The sequence below is a fragment of the Xylanibacter muris genome (assembly GCF_013166605.1).
Classification (GTDB): domain Bacteria; phylum Bacteroidota; class Bacteroidia; order Bacteroidales; family Bacteroidaceae; genus Prevotella; species Prevotella muris.
Genome location: NZ_JABKKF010000010.1, coordinates 79,419 through 98,816, shown reverse-complemented (window position 1 = coordinate 98,816; position 19,398 = coordinate 79,419). Strand labels below are relative to the sequence as shown.

General features: G+C 41.3%; 16 protein-coding genes. 7 read left to right on the top strand and 9 right to left on the bottom strand.

The features are described from left to right. Positions 1-246: 246 nt before the first annotated feature. Both HPS56_RS10500 and HPS56_RS10495 read right to left on the bottom strand, forming a co-directional pair. Entirely contained in the window at positions 247-945 is a 699-nt protein-coding gene (locus tag HPS56_RS10500; RefSeq protein ID WP_172276269.1) for a tRNA1(Val) (adenine(37)-N6)-methyltransferase, read from the bottom strand. 54 nt (positions 946-999) lie between these two features. Beyond that, positions 1,000-3,321 (bottom strand): transglycosylase domain-containing protein, encoded by a 2,322-nt coding sequence (locus HPS56_RS10495; protein WP_172276268.1) that lies wholly within the window; start codon positions 3,319-3,321, stop codon positions 1,000-1,002. Between the two features lie 151 nt (positions 3,322-3,472). Here HPS56_RS10495 and pyrB point away from each other — a divergent pair, with 151 nt between their 5' ends. From pyrB to HPS56_RS10465, 6 genes are all read left to right on the top strand, one after another. Then, a complete protein-coding gene (gene pyrB, locus HPS56_RS10490; RefSeq protein WP_172276267.1) occupies positions 3,473-4,420 on the top strand; it encodes an aspartate carbamoyltransferase in 948 nt (315 codons plus the stop codon). A 71-nt stretch (positions 4,421-4,491) separates the two neighbouring features. Continuing rightward, positions 4,492-4,953 (top strand): aspartate carbamoyltransferase regulatory subunit, encoded by a 462-nt coding sequence (locus HPS56_RS10485; protein ID WP_172276266.1) that lies wholly within the window; start codon positions 4,492-4,494, stop codon positions 4,951-4,953. A 230-nt stretch (positions 4,954-5,183) separates the two neighbouring features. Continuing rightward, positions 5,184-6,464: a serine hydroxymethyltransferase gene (gene glyA, locus HPS56_RS10480; RefSeq protein ID WP_172276265.1), complete on the top strand. Its 1,281-nt coding sequence runs from the start codon at positions 5,184-5,186 to the stop codon at positions 6,462-6,464. A 49-nt stretch (positions 6,465-6,513) separates the two neighbouring features. Next, on the top strand, positions 6,514-8,313 hold the full coding sequence (locus HPS56_RS10475) for a glycoside hydrolase family 10-like protein (protein WP_285822041.1): 1,800 nt from the start codon (positions 6,514-6,516) through the stop codon (positions 8,311-8,313). A 30-nt stretch (positions 8,314-8,343) separates the two neighbouring features. Then, positions 8,344-8,898 (top strand): crossover junction endodeoxyribonuclease RuvC, encoded by a 555-nt coding sequence (ruvC, locus tag HPS56_RS10470; protein ID WP_172276264.1) that lies wholly within the window; start codon positions 8,344-8,346, stop codon positions 8,896-8,898. Between the two features lie 69 nt (positions 8,899-8,967). Continuing rightward, on the top strand, positions 8,968-9,456 hold the full coding sequence (locus HPS56_RS10465) for a hypothetical protein (protein WP_172276263.1): 489 nt from the start codon (positions 8,968-8,970) through the stop codon (positions 9,454-9,456). 72 nt (positions 9,457-9,528) lie between these two features. Here the strand turns inward: HPS56_RS10465 and HPS56_RS10460 are convergent, their stop codons facing one another. From HPS56_RS10460 to HPS56_RS10445, 4 genes are all read right to left on the bottom strand, one after another. Beyond that, positions 9,529-10,689 (bottom strand): DUF6057 family protein, encoded by a 1,161-nt coding sequence (locus HPS56_RS10460; RefSeq protein WP_172276262.1) that lies wholly within the window; start codon positions 10,687-10,689, stop codon positions 9,529-9,531. A 47-nt stretch (positions 10,690-10,736) separates the two neighbouring features. After that, a complete protein-coding gene (locus tag HPS56_RS10455; protein WP_172276260.1) occupies positions 10,737-12,824 on the bottom strand; it encodes an alpha amylase C-terminal domain-containing protein in 2,088 nt (695 codons plus the stop codon). 93 nt (positions 12,825-12,917) lie between these two features. After that, positions 12,918-13,364: a NanQ anomerase/TabA/YiaL family protein gene (locus HPS56_RS10450; RefSeq protein WP_172276258.1), complete on the bottom strand. Its 447-nt coding sequence runs from the start codon at positions 13,362-13,364 to the stop codon at positions 12,918-12,920. A gap of 66 nt (positions 13,365-13,430) precedes the next feature. Next, positions 13,431-14,519: a phosphatidylinositol-4-phosphate 5-kinase gene (locus HPS56_RS10445; RefSeq protein WP_172276256.1), complete on the bottom strand. Its 1,089-nt coding sequence runs from the start codon at positions 14,517-14,519 to the stop codon at positions 13,431-13,433. A 181-nt stretch (positions 14,520-14,700) separates the two neighbouring features. On the opposite strand from HPS56_RS10445, the gene kdsB reads away from it, so the two are divergent. Beyond that, a complete protein-coding gene (gene kdsB, locus HPS56_RS10440) occupies positions 14,701-15,441 on the top strand; it encodes a 3-deoxy-manno-octulosonate cytidylyltransferase (RefSeq protein ID WP_172276254.1) in 741 nt (246 codons plus the stop codon). Between the two features lie 499 nt (positions 15,442-15,940). Here kdsB and tilS read toward each other — a convergent pair whose 3' ends face one another. From tilS to HPS56_RS10425, 3 genes are all read right to left on the bottom strand, one after another. Then, a complete protein-coding gene (tilS, locus tag HPS56_RS10435) occupies positions 15,941-17,341 on the bottom strand; it encodes a tRNA lysidine(34) synthetase TilS (protein WP_172276252.1) in 1,401 nt (466 codons plus the stop codon). Positions 17,342-17,364: 23 nt separating this feature from the next. After that, on the bottom strand, positions 17,365-18,546 hold the full coding sequence (locus tag HPS56_RS10430; RefSeq protein ID WP_172276250.1) for a class I SAM-dependent rRNA methyltransferase: 1,182 nt from the start codon (positions 18,544-18,546) through the stop codon (positions 17,365-17,367). A gap of 118 nt (positions 18,547-18,664) precedes the next feature. Next, a complete protein-coding gene (locus HPS56_RS10425; protein WP_172276248.1) occupies positions 18,665-19,297 on the bottom strand; it encodes a 3'-5' exonuclease in 633 nt (210 codons plus the stop codon). Positions 19,298-19,398 lie beyond the last annotated feature (101 nt).

Below are 19,398 nucleotides of genomic sequence, written 5' to 3'. Positions count from 1 at the left end.
CGCTTCAATATCAATCTAAGATGTCACCGGAAAATTCCGAAAGTTTTTTGGTGGCATCTTATTTTTATTACAATCAAAAACAATTAATGTATACAAGATACTTATAAAAAGTAAATATTTGCATATTAGGCAACAAATGCACTTTTTAAATATAACGGGGATTATGATAAATAGAAATTATAAGGAATCCCCCTTTTGCCAATTTTCCCTATATATTTTTATAATGAAATGACTGGATGAAAAATATTATTTTAGATAAAACTCTGATGTAAGCTTTTCATAAGTATCATCACCTATTATTATTTCCGGTTGTTGCTCAAAATCAATCGGTTGTCTGGTATATGACAAAAGAACGCGCTTTGGAGATTTCCTTGGTGATGTTTTTATCGGACATACCTCCGCTGGAAACAATCCGGCAAATATTGCTGCTGTATCGGCATCCGCACGCATTTCATAAGGAAGAATTATTGATATTATTCCATTGGAAGACATCATTCGTAACGCATGGCGCATAAGGTCTATAAGCGGCAGGCTATCAGAATGACGTGCATTCGTGCGTTTTCTGTCGGGACAGTGAAGGCTGTTTTTGAAAAAAGGCGGATTACATACAATTAAATCATAAGTCTTGTCTGGATTATATTTTTGTATCGGACACAAATACACATTTATCCGTGCCCCAAACGGAGAAAGCACGGCATTGGATTTCGCCTCTTCAACAGTCTCCTCGTCAATATCTATTGCATCGATAACTGCATTAGAAAAACGTTGTGACATCATTATTGCAATAAGTCCGGTACCTGTGCCCACATCTAAAATATGAATCGCATCATCGTCTGTACCGCTGCTTAGCGGAGTTGCCCATCCGCCAAGCAACACCCCATCTGTACCGACCTTCATGGCACAATGATTCTGATTTATGGTAAACTGTTTAAATCTGAACTGCATTCCTTTATTTTCTTTAATTATGAAACTTATGAAATACTTTTTAAACAGATATAATCATTCAAACACTTCCTCTATATCAAACTCATCGTCAACATTGGTGCTGTCGGCATCTGCCGAACAAGGATTATAGTCATCTGGGAGCTCAAACTTTGCTTTGTCAGAATATGGCAGAGACTTATCTGAAAATACCTTTTTCATATAATATGCCCAAATTGGCAAGGCCATGGTTGCCCCCTGCCCCATCCGCATTGTGTCAAAATGAATGTCACGATCATCACCGCCAACCCATACACCGCTTACAAGCTCAGGTGTCAACCCCATGAACCAGGCATCGCTATTGTTGTTGGTTGTGCCGGTTTTTCCACCCATGTCACAATGAATATTGTATTTAAAACGTATTCTGCCGCCTGTTCCTCCGTTTATTACACCACGCAGCATATATAGCATTTTAGATGCACCGTCATTACTTATAACCTCATTCATCCGGGGTTGGAACGTTGCAATTATATTACCTTCATTATCTTCTATGCGCGTAACAAACAATGGGGCGCATCTGATACCATGATTGGCAAATGTTGTATATGCACTAACCATTTCTGCCACAGAAATGTCACAAGGTCCGAGACATAAAGCCATAGAAGGATGTATTTCAGGATTATTTATACCATATTTATGAAGCAAATCTACAAATGCCTGCGGACTGAGCTTTGACATAATGTATGCTGAAATCCAGTTGTTTGACTGTGCCAGTCCCCATTTTAACGGAACCATCTGACCATACCGGCTATGGCTGGCGTTACGCGGAGTCCAGTTGCGTCCTGCCACCACATAGGTCTGTTGCACATTCGGAGCAAGGTCACATGGCGACATTCCGTTTTCCATAGCAAGGGAATAGAGAAAAGGCTTAATGGTAGAACCTACCTGACGACGCCCTTCTGTACACATATCATAGTTGAAGTGAACAAAATCCGGCCCTCCTATATATGCTTTGACAGAACCGTCTACAGGACTCATGCTCATGAATCCGCAACGAAGGAATGATTTATAATACCTTATGGAATCAAGAGGGGTCATGGTCGTATCTATCTCTCCATGATACGTAAATATACTCATCTCCACCGGTGTGTCAAAAGCTTTCCTTATATCGCTTTCTTTTATTCCTGCTTCTTTCATACTCCGGTATCGGTCACTCTGATATACAGAACGCGTAAGAATTCTATTTACTTGCGCGGACGTGAGATTGCCGGAAAACGGTGCTGTCTTCTTATGACGGTTTTCACGGTTAAATTCAGGCTGGAGGAATTTAACAAGATGTTCATCAACAGCCAGTTCCGCATAATTTTGCATACGCGAATCAATTGTTGTATATACTTTTAATCCGTCTGTATATATATTATAAGGCTGACCGTCTTTATTCTTGTTTTTATTACACCATCCGCATAACGGATCTGTCTCCCAATTTATGGAGTCCTGTACATATTTGGGATAGTTCCACGAAGCGTAATCACTGCGTATCGGCTGTTTCATCGTCATATACCGGCGCAGGAACTCACGAAAGTATGTCGCAATGCCGTCCTTATGATCTGACACATGAAAGTTTAAGCCGAGAGGCTCCGCACTATATTTCTCATACTCGGATTTCGAAATATATCCAGCCTTGTTCATTTGTGACAATACTACATTACGGCGCTCGAGACAACGTTCAGGATGCCTCACAGGATTAAAATAAGAAGGATTCTTGCATAACCCTACAAGCATTGCGGATTCCGTTACCGTAAGATTGCGTGGGTCTTTTCTAAAATATGTATTTGAAGCCGTCTTGATGCCTACAGCATTATGCAGGAAGTCAAAATAGTTAAGATATAGCGCGATAATCTCGTCTTTGGTATAATTACGTTCCAACTTGACGGCTATCACCCACTCTATCGGCTTCTGCATTAATCTTTCCGTCACATTCGAGGCTTTTGCGGAATATAGTTGCTTGGCAAGCTGTTGGGTTATTGTGGAACCGCCTCCGGCACTGGTCTGTCCCATTATTCCACGTTTTACCACGGCACGTCCAAGAGCAATGAAATCAATTCCGGAATGTTCATAAAACCGCTCATCCTCTGTAGCGATAAGAGCCTGAACAAGTGACTTCGGCAATTCGGAATAGTCAACACATATACGGTTTTCCTTATTGATATTCCATGTTCCCATAAGTTTTCCGTCAGCCGAATAAACTTGTGTGGCAAAACGGTTTATCGGATTCTGTAAATCCTCAAGTGGAGGCATATACCCTATTTTTCCTTCCGAAATGGCCCAAAATATAAATCCTCCGCCAATGAAGATCAAAACAAAAACTGTCCATAAAAGTTTTATGAATATCTTTCTCATATAATTTCTTATTCCTTAAAATTACATGCAAAAATAAATAAATTAAAGCATATATTAAAAATTTATGAAGGTTTTCTATAAGCACACTGCTTAAATATGGGATTTTTGTAGTAACTTAGCAGGCGAAAAGAATATAAACAATAACTATCGGATGGAAAAACATAATTTTGTTACGATTGCCGATATGAGCAGGGAAAAGATTCTCTATATGCTCAATATGGCACAAGAGTTTGAGAAAAGACCCAACAGGGAGATATTGAAGGGAAAGGTAGTTGCCACGTTGTTTTTCGAACCTTCAACACGAACACGCTTAAGTTTTGAGACAGCCGCTAATCGTTTAGGAGCAAGAGTTATCGGCTTTGCCGACCCTAAAGTGACAAGCGGCACAAAAGGAGAGACACTTAAAGACACAATTCTGATGGTCGCCAATTATGCTGATGTAATTGTGATGCGTCACTATATAGAGGGAGCCGCACAATACGCAGGTGAAGTGACAAACGTACCTATAATAAATGCGGGAGACGGGGCACATCAACATCCGTCACAGTGTATGCTTGACCTTTATTCCATATATAAAACCCAAGGGACACTGGAAAATCTGAATCTGTATTTGGTAGGAGACTTGAAATACGGACGTACAGTCCACTCGCTGATAATGGCGATGCGCCATTTTAATCCTACATTTCATTTTGTCGCACCCAAAGAGCTTGCCATGCCGGAAGAATATAAGATTTATTGTCGCGAATATGGAATAAGATTTGAAGAGCACAATGAATTTAATGAGGATATAATTTCCGATGCCGATATTTTATATATGACCAGAGTTCAGAAAGAACGCTTTTCTGATTTGATGGAATACGAAAGAGTGAAAAACGTATATATACTTAAGTCAGATATGCTGTCAAAGGCAAAATCAAACATGAGAATACTGCATCCTCTGCCACGGGTAAATGAAATAGCCTATGATGTGGATCTGAATCCGCATGCATATTATATCCAACAGGCCGGTAATGGTCTTTTTGCACGGGAGGCCATATTCTGTGATGTACTTGGGATAACACTTGATGAAGTCAAAAATGACAAGACAATCATTTTGTGATTTATTGCCATATCTTTTTTGATATACAAAAAACATTAAGGAAGTAATAACAAAAATATACACTCATAACCATGAATGCCAACAAAAAAGAAAGACTGGTTGCGGCAATACAAAACGGAACTGTCATTGATCATATTCCATCAGAGAAGATATTTCAGGTTGTTGCATTATTAGCATTGGAAGATCTTGCCACTCCCGTGACTATCGGATGTAATTACCGTTCAAAAAAACTGAATAAGAAAGGTATAATCAAAGTAGAGGATAAATTCTTCACCGACGAAGAAATTTCACGTCTGTCGGTCGTTGCTCCCAATGTAATATTAAACATCATCAAGGATTTTGAGGTTGTAGAAAAGAAAATGGTGACAACCCCCGACATGTTGAAGGGCATCGTCAGATGTAACAATCCCAAATGTATAACGAATAATGAACCCATGTATACTGTTTTTCATACAGTAGACAAGGAAAAAGGTATTATAAGATGTCATTATTGTGAAAAAGAGCAGTTTATAGACAAAGTTGAGCTTGTATGACATCTGGAAATAAGAAAGATAAAGAAACGTTTATCGGTTCTTAAGTAAAGTTTTATCCGGATTGCTTGCATATCCGGATATTTCTTTTTATTTTTGCATATTATTTAAGTATTTATATTACAGGCCAAGGCAGAATATCTGTTAAACATTACAAAAGAAGTAAAGTTCAGATATGATGTAGGGTTTATTTGTTTAAGGATAATATTAATTCCCAAATATCAATAACCACAATGAAAAGAGATCAGGAAATATTCGACCTAATCGAGAAAGAACATCAGCGCCAGCTGAAAGGAATGGAACTTATTGCGTCTGAGAATTTTGTAAGTGATGAAGTTATGGAGGCAATGGGTTCATATCTTACAAACAAGTACGCAGAAGGATATCCAGGTAAGCGTTATTATGGCGGATGCGGAGTCGTAGATCAGGTTGAACAACTTGCCATAGACAGAGTAAAACAACTCTTTGGTGCTGAATATGCCAATGTACAGCCCCATTCCGGAGCACAGGCCAATGCAGCAGTATTGTTGACGGTATTAAAACCGGGAGATACATTCATGGGACTTAATCTTGACCATGGCGGTCATCTTTCTCACGGTTCTGCTGTTAATACATCTGGAATACTTTATAATGCCATAGGCTATAACCTCGATAAGAATACCGGAAGAGTAGACTATGACGAAATGGAAGCACTCGCCGTTAAACATAATCCGAAGCTTATTATCGGAGGTGGTTCTGCCTATAGCCGTGAATGGGACTACAAACGTATGCGGGAGATTGCCGATAAAACAGGTGCCCTGCTTATGATAGACATGGCACATCCGGCAGGACTTATTGCCGCCGGTTTGCTTGATAATCCGGTCAAATATGCACATATTGTCACTTCGACCACACATAAGACATTGCGTGGCCCACGTGGAGGTATTATACTTATGGGTAAGGATTTTGAAAACCCATGGGGCTTGAAGACACCTAAAGGTGTTGTTAAAATGATGAGTCAATTACTTAATTCCGCAGTCTTCCCCGGAACACAGGGTGGTCCGTTGGAACATGTCATAGCAGCAAAAGCCGTAGCTTTCGGAGAAGCATTGAAACCGGAATTTAAGGAGTGGGCAACACAGGTAAAGAAAAATGCAAAGGTTCTGGCAGACGAACTGACAAAACGTGGCTTTACTATTGTAAGCGGTGGAACTGACAATCATTCAATGTTGGTTGACCTTAGGTCGAAATATCCTGAGCTTACAGGTAAGGTAGCAGAGAACGCACTTGTAGCTGCAGATATAACCGTAAATAAGAATATGGTGCCATTTGATACAAGAAGCGCATTCCAGACCAGCGGTATACGCCTGGGTACTCCTGCTATGACAACACGCGGAGCAAAAGAGGACATGATGATTCTCATCGCAGAATTGATAGAAGAAGTTCTTAATGATCCGGAGAATGAGAATGTTATTGCAAAGGTACGTGCCAAGGTCAATGAAACCATGAAAAACTATCCTTTGTTTGCGTATTAATATTCCATATATTACACACAGTATTATACAATATCTTCAGAAGCATATAGTGAAGAGGTTAGATTTACATGCAACCATTTTATTGGGAAAGCGTTGTCTGACGCTCTTCACTTTTTTTATCGTCCCGACAATTGGAAATGCCGATGACAATTTCTTTGGCGTTTCCAAATCTGTATTGTTCAATCCTGCAAACGAAGTATACCCCAAACATGAGGTAAGGGCTGTATGGCTCACAACAATAGGAGGCATAGACTGGCCTCACACCTACTCAAGAAGTACTGTTTCCAAACAAAAACAACAACAGGAATTGTGTTCGATACTCGACAGTTTAAAATTGGCAGGAGTAAACACCATATTGATGCAGACGCGCATACGTGCCACAACTATTTATCCTTCCGGATTAGAACCATGGGACGGATGTCTGTCTGGAAAACCGGGTATGTCTCCGGGATATGACGCCCTGAAATTCGCCATAGATGAATGCCACCGGCGCGGAATGGAATTTCATGCATGGATAGTGACAATACCTGTTGGCAAATGGAACTCATACGGATGCAGAAAGTTGAGAGAACGACATCCTGGAATACTGACCAAAATAGGTGATGAAGGATATATGAATCCGGAGAAAAAAGGAACCGCCGTATATCTTGCAAAAATATGCCGTGAAATTGCAACCGGCTATGATGTAGACGGTATCCATCTTGACTATATACGTTATCCGGAAACATGGAAAATAAAAATACCTTTATCATCTGCACGTGCAAATATCACCAACATAGTAAGTGCTATAAGCAAGGCTGTCAAAAAGGAGCGGCCATGGATAAAAATCAGTTGCTCGCCAATAGGCAAGTATGACGATCTCTCACGTTACAAAAGTAATGGCTGGAATGCACGCACAAGAGTGGCTCAAGACGCACAACAATGGCTTAAAGACGGACTTATGGACGCTTTGTTTCCAATGATGTACTTCAAGGGAAATAATTTTTATCCGTTTGCCGTTAACTGGAAAGAAAACAGCTACGGAAAAATCCTATCCATAGGTCTGGGTATTTACTTTATGTCACCCAAAGAGAAGAACTGGGATGTTGAAGAAATCAAACGTCAGATAAATGTGTGTCGCGGATACGGATTGGGACACGCTTTTTTCCGTTCCAAATTCTTCACAGACAACCTGAAAGGCATATATGACTATTCCTGCAATGAATGCAATGCTCTTCCTGCACTTATTCCTCCGATGACATGGGTTTGTTCCACCCGTCCTAAATCACCGGCAAAGCTTGACGTATACAGAAACGTTGCCGGAGATTACATTGAATGGGATGAAGGTGTTGATATGTCTGACGGAAATTATCTTACATATAATGTATATGCTTCAGTTAATGGAAAAACGGACATAACAAATCCTGCAAATCTTATTGCCACGAGGCTTATGGACAGGCATATTGCAATAAGCAGCACAAAACATCCGTGCATGCTTACATACGCAGTGACTGCCATGGACAGATATGGAAATGAGAGTGAACCGATAACCGAGGTTATGGCAATATCCGGAAATACTGTTACAGATGATCATTGCAACATTTCATCTGAAACAAAACCTTTCCTGCCGTTTTGTAAGACTGCGATAGAAAACGACGGTAAATGCATGGTTATTCCACAAAAGGAAAACAATCTTGATGCAGAATACCTGACAGTGGAAACACTACAGGGGACAATTATTGCCATAAGAAGCTTTAATGGAGGAACATCTGCAGATATTTCACAAATACCTGATGGAATATATGTAATAAGGTCATTGGGGAAAAAAGGCATTTCCCACAGATTAGGATTCCTTGCAATAAAAAGGTGACAGCCTGGGTATTTAAAGCATAAAGACACAATGGAAAAAATTATATTAGGAATTGATCCTGGAACAAACATAATGGGATATGGAGTCCTGAAAGTTATGGACAACAAGGCTGAGATGGTTGTCATGGGAGTGATAGACCTTAGAAAATTCTCGGATCCCTATATGAAGCTTGGGCATATTTTCGAACGCGTTACCGGGATTATAGATGCTTATCTCCCGGATGAAATGGCAATAGAGGCACCTTTCTTTGGAAAAAACGTGCAGTCTATGCTGAAACTCGGAAGAGCTCAGGGTACAGCAATTGCCGCTGCAATACATCACAGTGTTCCAATACATGAATACGCCCCATTAAAGATAAAGATGGCGATAACGGGCCAGGGACAAGCATCAAAGGAACAGGTGGCAGGCATGTTGCAGCGTATGCTAAAAATAGAAAATAAGAACATGTGCGACTTTATGGATGCTACCGATGCCTTGGCAGCTGCCTATTGCCATTTCCTGCAGATGAACCGACCTGCAACAGAGACACGTTATCGAGGCTGGAAAGACTTTATAAACAAGAACCAGGAAAGGGTGAAAAGATAATGAAAATGCAGTTATCTCCTACTCTGCTTATAGTGTTTATCAAATAGTTAGTAAAAACAATCATTCATTATGAAAAAGATAGTTCTATTTATTGTTATCTTAGCGGCAACAACAGATATTGCCAAATCACAGGATATTTTTAATGAGATAAGAAAAACAGCAAAGGAAAAAACAGAAAATCCTGTTGTTCCTGACATGATTAAACAAGTCAACCGGTTTAAAGTCGACGCCCTTGATTATCTTTTGCTGAAAATGAGAGAACAGATGCCGGATTCAACCACAGCATACCTCGACAAGCAGGCTTATGCAATGAATAATTTTATTAATTTCTATATGAGCAAAATAATAGAAGCTAAAGAACGGCCACAGGCATACCAACTGAAACTGTTGCAGCTTTTTATGGACGCATCTTATTCAAACCCGCTTTTTAATGATACGGATCGTGAACTTACATTAATATACTTCTCCGACAGTGAGTCTCTTACGCGCTTTTCTCTTGATACGGATTGGCGCAGGGCAGCCGCTGCTGTCATGTTTGAAGTGCCAAGGCTAAGGTAAATCTTTCCACTATACAAAAAACGCCCGGATTTCGATTTTCCATCATCGAGTCCGGGCATTTTATATTATTGTCTACATATCTTTCTTATTATAATACCACCAATAAGTACCATAATACTGTTCAAATAAAGCATGTGCCATGGCTCGCTTGTCGCTGTCGTAGCACTTTTCAAGTCTCTGCATGTCCTCATAATCCGTATCCATCACATTGTCATGATATACCACCAACGGATTGGAACGCATGTGGGTATAAAGTATAAGAGCCTCGCGGTAATGTTTGGGAAGAGTATTGTCCACAGAATAAAACATTATCAGATTCTTTACGAAAGAATCAATATCCCTATCTATCAGACAACCGCACAGAATATAGTCCTTAACAGCTTTTGATGCCTTGCCACTGTTTACAAGAGACTGCAAATAAGTTTTTGCGGAACCTTTTGTATAATATGGTATTGCCCCAAGAAAGCGGTAAAGACTGTCTGTGGGATACATCAGAAACTCCACACCGTTTCCTTTCATCGGTATCAGATCCGCAGACGTACCTTTTACAGGATATGTGAAAAGTTCATTGCCAAGTTCACCTTTACGTGCAAGAGCATATACTCTCAACATTGTGAGTGAGGCATTTGTCTCCAGTGACCTTTTTCCTGCAAGCAATGCACCGTCAGGATTTCCTTCAATAAGCATTCTTTCCATTCTTGCACGGTAATGAAATACGGGATTACCATTACCTACAAGCCCTGTAACAATAAACATCATACCCATAGACATCATGTTTACCCACATTTGGCGTGAAAATAAAGTCATGCCGGAAGACATATTGTCAGACTTCAGCTGCGACATGACATATATACATGCCAACCATAAAACAAGAAGCACAACCGAAAGCCACGGCCATATTCCCCATGAAAATCCCTTGCATATATCAGAACTTACAGACGTGATGAAAGCAAGAATCATGAGTGAGGGAAAATATGTCATGGAATGGAATACTCCGGGAAGACGCAATATCGAACTTATGCCGACTTGCAGCAACATCAATATAGCTGTGATCAGAACAGCACCGACAGCTTTGTTATAACTTGTCACACCTCCACTAAGCACATGTTGTGCCACTGCAATAATATCAGCCTGGTAAAAATACAGGAAAACAAAGGAAAAAATGCAAAAGACAACAGCACTCACACCTTTTATGATGCCAGTGCTGTTTGTAATCATATTATTATCAGTCATATTTATATCGCTCAATTCCGGTTTATTATAGGATATCGGCAAAACCTTCAGTTCTTTTTAAGCACGACGGCAGAACGTGCCGGTATATACAGCTTTAACCATTCCTTGCGCTCTTCCATATATAAAGGGTCAAAGTTGGTAAGATGAGTTATTGTATCATCAGCCAATCCGTTGCCCCCGAACTCTTTTGCGTCTGTGTTCAGCACGACATCGTATGAACCCGTAGGTACAAGGAATCCATAATCCGTATATGAGCGGACAGGACTGAAATTGAATACGAACAAAAGGTCACCCCTGCTGAAAGCCAATATCTGATCGCTGTCATTATGCCATATTTCCTGTACCGGTTTGTTTTGGAAACTGCGTATGCTCTTTATTGTTGCAAGCATAGCCTTGTCGAAATCGCCCAGATAATGATAGTCCAGTTCCTTGTTGTCGACAAGATTCCATTGTCTGCGTGCATATTTATGGCTCCATCCGTTACCTTCACGCGGGAAATCTATCCACTCAGGATGCCCGAATTCATTACCCATGAAATTGAGATATCCTCCATTTATTGTTGCAGCAGTAACCAGCCTGATCATTTTGTGCAGTGCTATGCCGCGGTGGGCAGTCTCGTTCTCGTCACCTTTCTTGAAATGCCAATACATGTCAGCATCGATAAGTCTGAAGACGATTGTCTTATCTCCCACCAATGCCTGGTCATGGCTCTCACAATAGCTTATGGTACGTTCATCTGAACGTCTGTTCTTTACTTCCCAGAATATCGAGCTTGGTTTCCAGTCTTCATCCTTAAGTTCCTTTATAGTCTTGATCCAATAGTCCGGAATGTTCATTGCCATACGGTAGTCAAAACCATATCCTCCGTCTTCAAACCTTGCCGCCAGTCCCGGCATGCCGCTCACCTCCTCTGCTATTGTTATTGCATTTGGATTTATTTCATGTATAAGTTTGTTTGCAAGTGTAAGATAGCAAATGGCATTGTCATCCTGTCCACCGTTAAAATAATCTCCATAGTTACAGAACGCCTCGCCCAACCCATGACTGTAGTATAACATTGACGTCACGCCGTCAAATCTGAAACCGTCAAATCTATACTCTTCCATCCAGTATTTGCAGTTTGACAGCAAAAAGTGTATAACCTCGTCTTTTCCATAATCGAAGCACAGGCTGTCCCATGCCGGATGCTCATGTCGCCCGCCGGGGTAAAAGAACTGATTGGGGTCACCGGCAAAATTGCCCAGTCCTTCTATTTCGTTCTTCACCGCATGCGAATGAACAATGTCCATAATCACGGCAATGCCGTTTTTATGTGCAGTGTCAATCAGCTCTTTGAGTTCATCCGGTGTTCCGAAACGACTTGATGGAGCAAAAAAAGAACTTACATGATAACCGAACGAACCATAATAAGGATGTTCCTGTATTGCCATTATCTGTATACAGTTGTATCCGTCTGCAATGACACGTGGCAGTACATTTTCTGTAAATTCACGATACGTGCCTACCTTCTCCGCATCCTGGGCCATGCCCACATGGCACTCATAAATAAGTAGAGGCGATTTACATGGCTTGAAGCTTTTCTTTTTAAACACATAGGGCTCATCAGGATTCCATACCTGAGCCGAGAATATCTTGGTGGAATCGTCCTGAACCACCCGCCGGCACCAGGCCGGGATACGCTCTCCTTCTCCTCCGTTCCACCTGACTTTCATCTTGTAGAGATCACCGTGTTTCAAAGCCTTATTGCTGAGTTTCAGCTCCCAATTGCCGGTTCCTTCTATACGTTTCAGACGGTATTTGTCACTTTCCTGCCAATCATTGAAATCTCCGACAAGGTAAATCTCCGTTGCATTAGGCGCCCATTCACGGAACACCCATCCTTTTAGAGTCTTATGCAATCCGAAGTATTCGTGTCCGTTGGCAAAATCAGACAGTGTTTTCTTTCCTTTCCTTGTAAATTGACTTATTTTTTCCAATGCGTGGTTGTGCCTGCCTTGTATCGCATTCTCAAAAGGCTCAAGCCATTTATCTGCCGCGACCAGCCCTATATGTCTCGGTTTTGCGTTCGCTCCATTCTTCCGTGTGGCCGTCTTGGTGGCGGAAACAGTTTTTGAAGTAGTTTTTTTTCCTGCCATGGTTTATTTATTGCTTTATTTCATTCATTTTACAAAGCCTTTATTTTCTTTGTAAATGAAACTTTATGTTTATTGTCTTTATTTACTATAAGGTCATGCCTTAACCTTGAAAATAGCTTTCCTTATTTCCGCATTCTCAGATATACATGGCGCATGACCGTCTTGAGGAAAGAATAAGGCGAACATTCCCGGACGACATGTCACATAGCTGTCTGCAATTACTCCAGGAAGCTTGGTAATGTCTTTTTCCTCATTATACTCGGCACATGGCAAATCCTCACGTGCAGTATATCCGAATGTCTCGGCCACATCAAGAGGTATCTGTATGTCTATCATCCGGTTATGGGTTTCGATGACAGCCGCTTCCCGTGTTCTTCCTTTGGCTGTTGTTATGTTAACAAATAAATCTTTATCCTTGATGTAGTGTTTCCCCTCTTCCAATGCAGCAAGGTCATTGTTCTCTATAAACTCCACGACATCCTTGAAAAGAGGATTCAAGCTCTCGTAATTCTTCAAATTCTCTAATGTGTCAATAATCATAATCTTTTGTATTTAAAGGTTTTATATTATTTTTCTTTTTTTATTTCACAGCAGGATTGAAGTCTGCTATTTCTTACTTATCTTCTTGCCACGCTCATAGATGCCTTCTGAAGTGACATTCCCGTTGCGGTCCTTTTCTACAAACCTTCCGTCTCTTCTATCATCGGTATAAGAGCCCTCAAAACGGTTTCCGTCCTTGTCAACCTCTATTGCAGGTCCGTTACGCTTGCCGTTTCTAAACGTACCTTTAAATTTTGAGCCGTCGGCATATCTGGCAATTCCCTGCCCCTCAATGCGCCCGTCTTTAAACTGGCCCTCAAACTCATCACCGTTTTTCATTTTGAGCGTGCCGAGTCCGTTGGGTTTGTCTTCATTCCATTGACCTACATACGTATTTCCATTTTTCCATACAAATGTTCCCTGCCCGTTCTTGTCACCGTTAAGGAACTGTCCTGTATAGCGGTCACCATTGGCAAATTTGAAGATACCCGTACCGGTACGTTCTCCCTGCAGATAGTCACCCTCATACACATCACCGTTTTTAAATTTATATATGCCACGGCCGTTCTGAAAGTCTTTCTGCCATTCACCGGTATACACATCACCGTCGGCATAATGGAAAGTGCCTTTGCCGCTACGCAGATTGTTTTCCCATTGTCCGTCATAGTGCGAGCCGTCACCCCAGTCAAAATATCCGCGACCGTTTTTCATGTCATTCTTCCATTCGCCCTTATAGTATGCGCCACCGGCAAAAGTATATGTACCTTTACCGTTGCGGCTGTCCTGATACCAGTAGCCTTCATACTTGTCTCCGTTATAATAATACATTACACCATACCCATGCTGATAATCACGGAACCAAAGCCCTACATATTTATTATTATTGGCAAAATAGTATGTGCCTTTACCATGCTGTTGGTCCTGAAACCATTGGCCCTCATATTTCTCTCCGTCATTAAACATGTAAATACCATGCCCCTGACGCTTTCCTTTTATATAATTGCCCTCATACCAGTTTCCGTTTTTCCAGATTGTCTTACCTTTGCCATGAGGTTTTCCTCCGGCAAGCTCACCTTTATATTCTCCCTTATCCTTTGTGGTGGCTGTACCAAGTTTTATCTGCTGGGCACATAGCGCAACAGGCGTCAGTGCCATAAAAAATGATAATATTATTGATTTCAAGTCTATAATTGAATTTAACGTTTCAACTTCAAAGGTAATAATATTTATCTAAGAAACAAAAAAGATTAGTTTTTTTAACTGAAAGTGCCGCATATTTTATAATTTTGCAGTTCAAAAAAAACAATATAATAACACTGGTTTAAACATTATAACAATGAAATTTGCAGCTATTATTCCGGCAAGATATGCTTCTACCCGCTTTCCCGGCAAACCTCTTGCCATGCTTGGCGACAGGCCTGTCATTGAATGGGTTTACAATACAGCCAAAAACACTATAGGAGAAGCTTATGTCGCTACCGATGATGAACGCATATATGAAACAGTTAAAAACTTTGGAGGCAATGCCGTCATGACGTCTCCGGACCATAAAAGCGGTACGGACCGCATACAGGAGGCCGTCACAAAAATCGGAGAGGATTATGATGTCATCGTCAATATACAAGGGGATGAGCCATTCATACATACCTCACAGATTGAGACTGTATGCCGGTGCTTTGATGATGCCCAAACGCAGATAGCCACACTGGGAATGCCTTTTACCGGTGACATGAGTGCGGTAGACAATCCAAACTCACCTAAAATCGTCACTGACCTGAAAGGCTACGCAATGTATTTCAGCCGTTCTGTCATTCCTTATGTAAGAGGCTGTGAACATAACAGATGGAATGCAGGATTCTGTTATCTTAAACACATCGGACTTTACGCATATCGCTGTGATGTACTTAAAGAAATAACCCGACTGCAGCAAAGCCCACTGGAACTTGCCGAGAGTCTGGAGCAGTTGCGCTGGCTGCAAAACGGATATAGAATAAAAGTAGGACTGACTGATATGGAAACAATAGGCATTGACACTCCTGAAGACCTTATAAAGGCAAATCAGATGCTTGAAAAATAAACCTGGATTTTTTGGCTTTTCATTTTTCCAATTATTATGGATGCTTATGAACAATAAGTATAATTAAGCGTCATTCTTTTGATGGATCTGGTTATGGAAGAGGAATGGAAAGCGACAGAATAAATGAAAAGAGGAAAAATTTCCGGATAAAGAAGGAAACACAAATCTTTTTTTGAAATCTATTTACATTTATCAATGTATATAAAATTCTCTTTCGATGAACATGCTATTCTTGCTCAATGAATAGCATGTTCATCGAAAGAGAATAGCCTATTCATTGAGCAAGAATAGCATGTTTATTTTGGCATACTTTTTATCTATCACTAATCCACTGTATATCAACACGTTACGAATTTCACAAAGAACGGTAAGAAACGACAGGGAAAACTATGTGAATTTTCATTACATATGACACCTTTTACATTCGAATTCCAGACAGAAATACGAATATAAATGGTAGGCGGTGAATATGATTTCCAGCTTGATTATATCTATAGCCTTACAATGAAACGACAGATATTAACAGTCCTGCAGAACTCTTGTCTGTTATACAGACCCTGTTGTCCGGACGTTCACATACAAGCCACAACGGCATACCTGTATTGTCGGTAAGTATCAGCTGACCACGTTTTTCAATAATATTTTTCTTGCGGTCTGTAAGATAATCACTGACAAGTTTTGAACCGCGCATGCCAAAGGGCATGAAACGGTCACCGTCTGCCACTGTACGCAGCACAAGCGGGAAAACCACATTTGCGGCATCAATACAGATGCGATTTTTATCTTTGGGAATTTTGAAGGAACTGTCTATTATGACCGGCTTTATGCTTATTCTCAACCCGTCACGTATGACATAATTACCTGGCTCAGGAATACACAACGGTTTTAACGGCTCCGACTTCCTATATACAATGATACTCCCACGGTTTATCGCAAGTTGAAAACATCCGGATGAGTAATACGCACCCGTCCTTGCATCAAGATTAAGACTGATTTGCTCTGTCTGTGCTGATGAGAATCCATAGTTTCTCAATATCCGATAAAGTACATATTCAGGAGAAGGCGTGGATTTCAGTTTCTCAATATCGATAACCAGGGCACTGTCAGGAATATTATATGCATCTTTACTCTTGACGTTCTGTTCGGATTGACCGTCAGGCGACAACGTGTCCGAGACAATGACTTCTTCCGCATGCCGGCTTATTGCCTCATCAAATATCTTGCAGGCTTCGGTCATCAGTCTGGACGTCCTGTTGATATTCTCTGATGCAGAGGGGGTTATATCATTAAGTAACGGGATTACCTTCAGCCTGTAACGGTTACGTGTGGCATCAAGTTCCAGATTTGTACTGTCCGTAACATATTCCTGCTTTATCGACTGTAGCCAATTCTCTATTTCCACACGGCCAAGGCAAAGCAACGGACGTATGATATATCCGTTTCTCGGGCGTATGCCTGTAAGCCCGTTAATACCTGTTCCACGTACAATGTTCATGAGAACAGTCTCTACATTGTCATCACGGTGGTGAGCCACACATATCGTCTCCGCTCCGATGTCAGCCCGTAATTTTTTAAAATAGGCATATCTTAAATCACGTGCGGCAAGTTCGATGCTTTTATGATGAAGCCCGGCATAAGCCCTTGTATCGAAATGTACAATGTGCAATGGCACATTGTTGTCGTCGCAGAGTTTCTTGACGAAATCTTCATCTCTGTCTGATTCTCTGCCCCGCAGATGGAAATTACAGTGTACGGCTTCCGTCTTATATCCGAGCAGCAGCAATATACGCAGAAGAGCGACACTGTCGGCTCCCCCGCTTAACGCGACCAAATGTAGGGCATCACGTGTGAGCAGGCTGTTGGCAGATATATATTCCGACACGGTCTTAAGAACATCCATATATCTAATGTATCGGAAAGGAATCAGTCAACGTAAAGAACAAGTCCCTTAAGGTATTCACCTTCCGGATGATATATGTTTATCGGATGGTCGGCAGGCTGATGAAGCTGGTGAAGAATCCGCACTTTTCTTCCGGCAACGGCCGCCGCGGTAAATACCGCATTACGGAAATGGTCTTTTGTAACGACCTGGCTGCATGAGAAAGTAAACAGAATCCCGCCATTCTTTATCTTCTCGAACGCCTTTACGTTGAGCCTTGTATATCCTTTCAGGGCATTATGCAACGCGGCGCGGTGCTTGGCAAAGGCCGGAGGATCGAGAATTATCAGGTCGTAATTGTCGCCTGCTTTCTGAAGATAGTCAAAAGCATCCTCACAAAAAGCCTCATGGCGTTTGTCGCCCGGGAAATTCAGCTCCACATTATGACGGGTAAGTTCTACCGCCTTGGCACTGCTGTCCACGGAATGCACGAGTTCAGCCCCTCCACGCATGGCATAGAAAGAAAAGCCACCGGTATAGCAAAACATATTAAGCACTTTCTTGTTTTTGGCGTAATGCTCTAAAAGGGAACGGTTGTCGCGCTGGTCAATAAAGAACCCTGTCTTCTGTCCCTTCAGCCAGTCGACATGAAAGCGCAGGCCGTTTTCCATAGCTGTGTTATCATCACTTCCTCCGTAAATGAAACCATCCTCCTGACCTAATCCGGCCTTAAAGGGCAATGTTGTCTCACTCTTATAATATATATTGGAAATGCGTCCGCCTGCAATCCTTATAAGGTTTTCGGCTATTGTCATACGCGAGTTGTGCATTCCTATACTGTGGGCCTGCATCACGGCGGTATCTCCATAAACGTCTATCACGAGTCCCGGAAGATTGTCGCCCTCACCATGTACAAGACGGTAAGTATTATTTGTCGGGTTACATGCGATGCCGGTAGCCATTCGCATATTTAAGGCAGACTCAAGTCTTGAAGACCAGAAACTGTCGTCAATGACAATATCCCGGAAAGAAAGAACCCTGACGGCTATTGAGCCTATCTGGAAATGTCCTACGGCAATAAAGTGCTTGTCATGAGTAAGTACGCGTACGGTTTCTCCTTCTGCGATTCCTTCGTCCATTCTGTCTATTGCTCCGGAGAACACCCACGGATGAAATCGCTTGAGACTTTCTTCTTTGCCTCTCTTTAATACTACTATTTTATACATTTTAATCTTTGGTTGTTAATTCGGGTCAATACAATCATTTCAAATCTCCGCATCAATAATCACAGGTGCTATTCTTCATGCACTCCATTCAGAAATATAAGGCTTGATGCTTTTTATATCAGTATGTCGAATCAGATTCGTTATATACAAGCTCAAAGTCACCGGTTTGCTTAAGACGGATAAGTTCCTCATACAATACAATGCATGCCCAGGCGTCTGTAGCGGCATATAATTTCTGTCCGTCAGACAACACATCCGCCTCCCAATTTGTCAGACGCTGTGACTTGCTGATTTTCTTTCCGAAGAAATTAGCATAAAGCTTTTGCAGACTCAAATCCTCAACACCTATCTCCTTGACATGGTCTTGAAGGTCTATGAAATATCCCGGAACGAAATCCCCTAATTTATGCAACATCATCAAATCATCATGCCATGACAAGCCTACCTTTGGAACTGTCCTGTCTTCAAGCAACCGCCTTATATCTTCCGTTAAGCCGGTATGGTTCATCCTGAACAGGAAACATATATCATGTGTTGCCACCTGAAGCAATGAAACCTTATGACTGATACCCTTTTTAAATGCAGGACGCGTCTCTGTATCAACACCCAACATGGGCTGGGACAAAAGGAAGTTTACGGCTTTACGTGCTTCTCCCGCAGACACGACAACAATGATCTTTCCGCCAAAGAGTTCTTTAGGCAATGCCTGAATGTGCTTTTTATCAAATCTGTCGTAAATTATTTTCTTCATCCTGATAAAATTTCAAGGTGCAAAATTACAAAAAAAACATGAGTTTATTGTATATTCTGAGTTTTTTCAGCTAATTTTGCAAAGAATTATAGTAAACATTC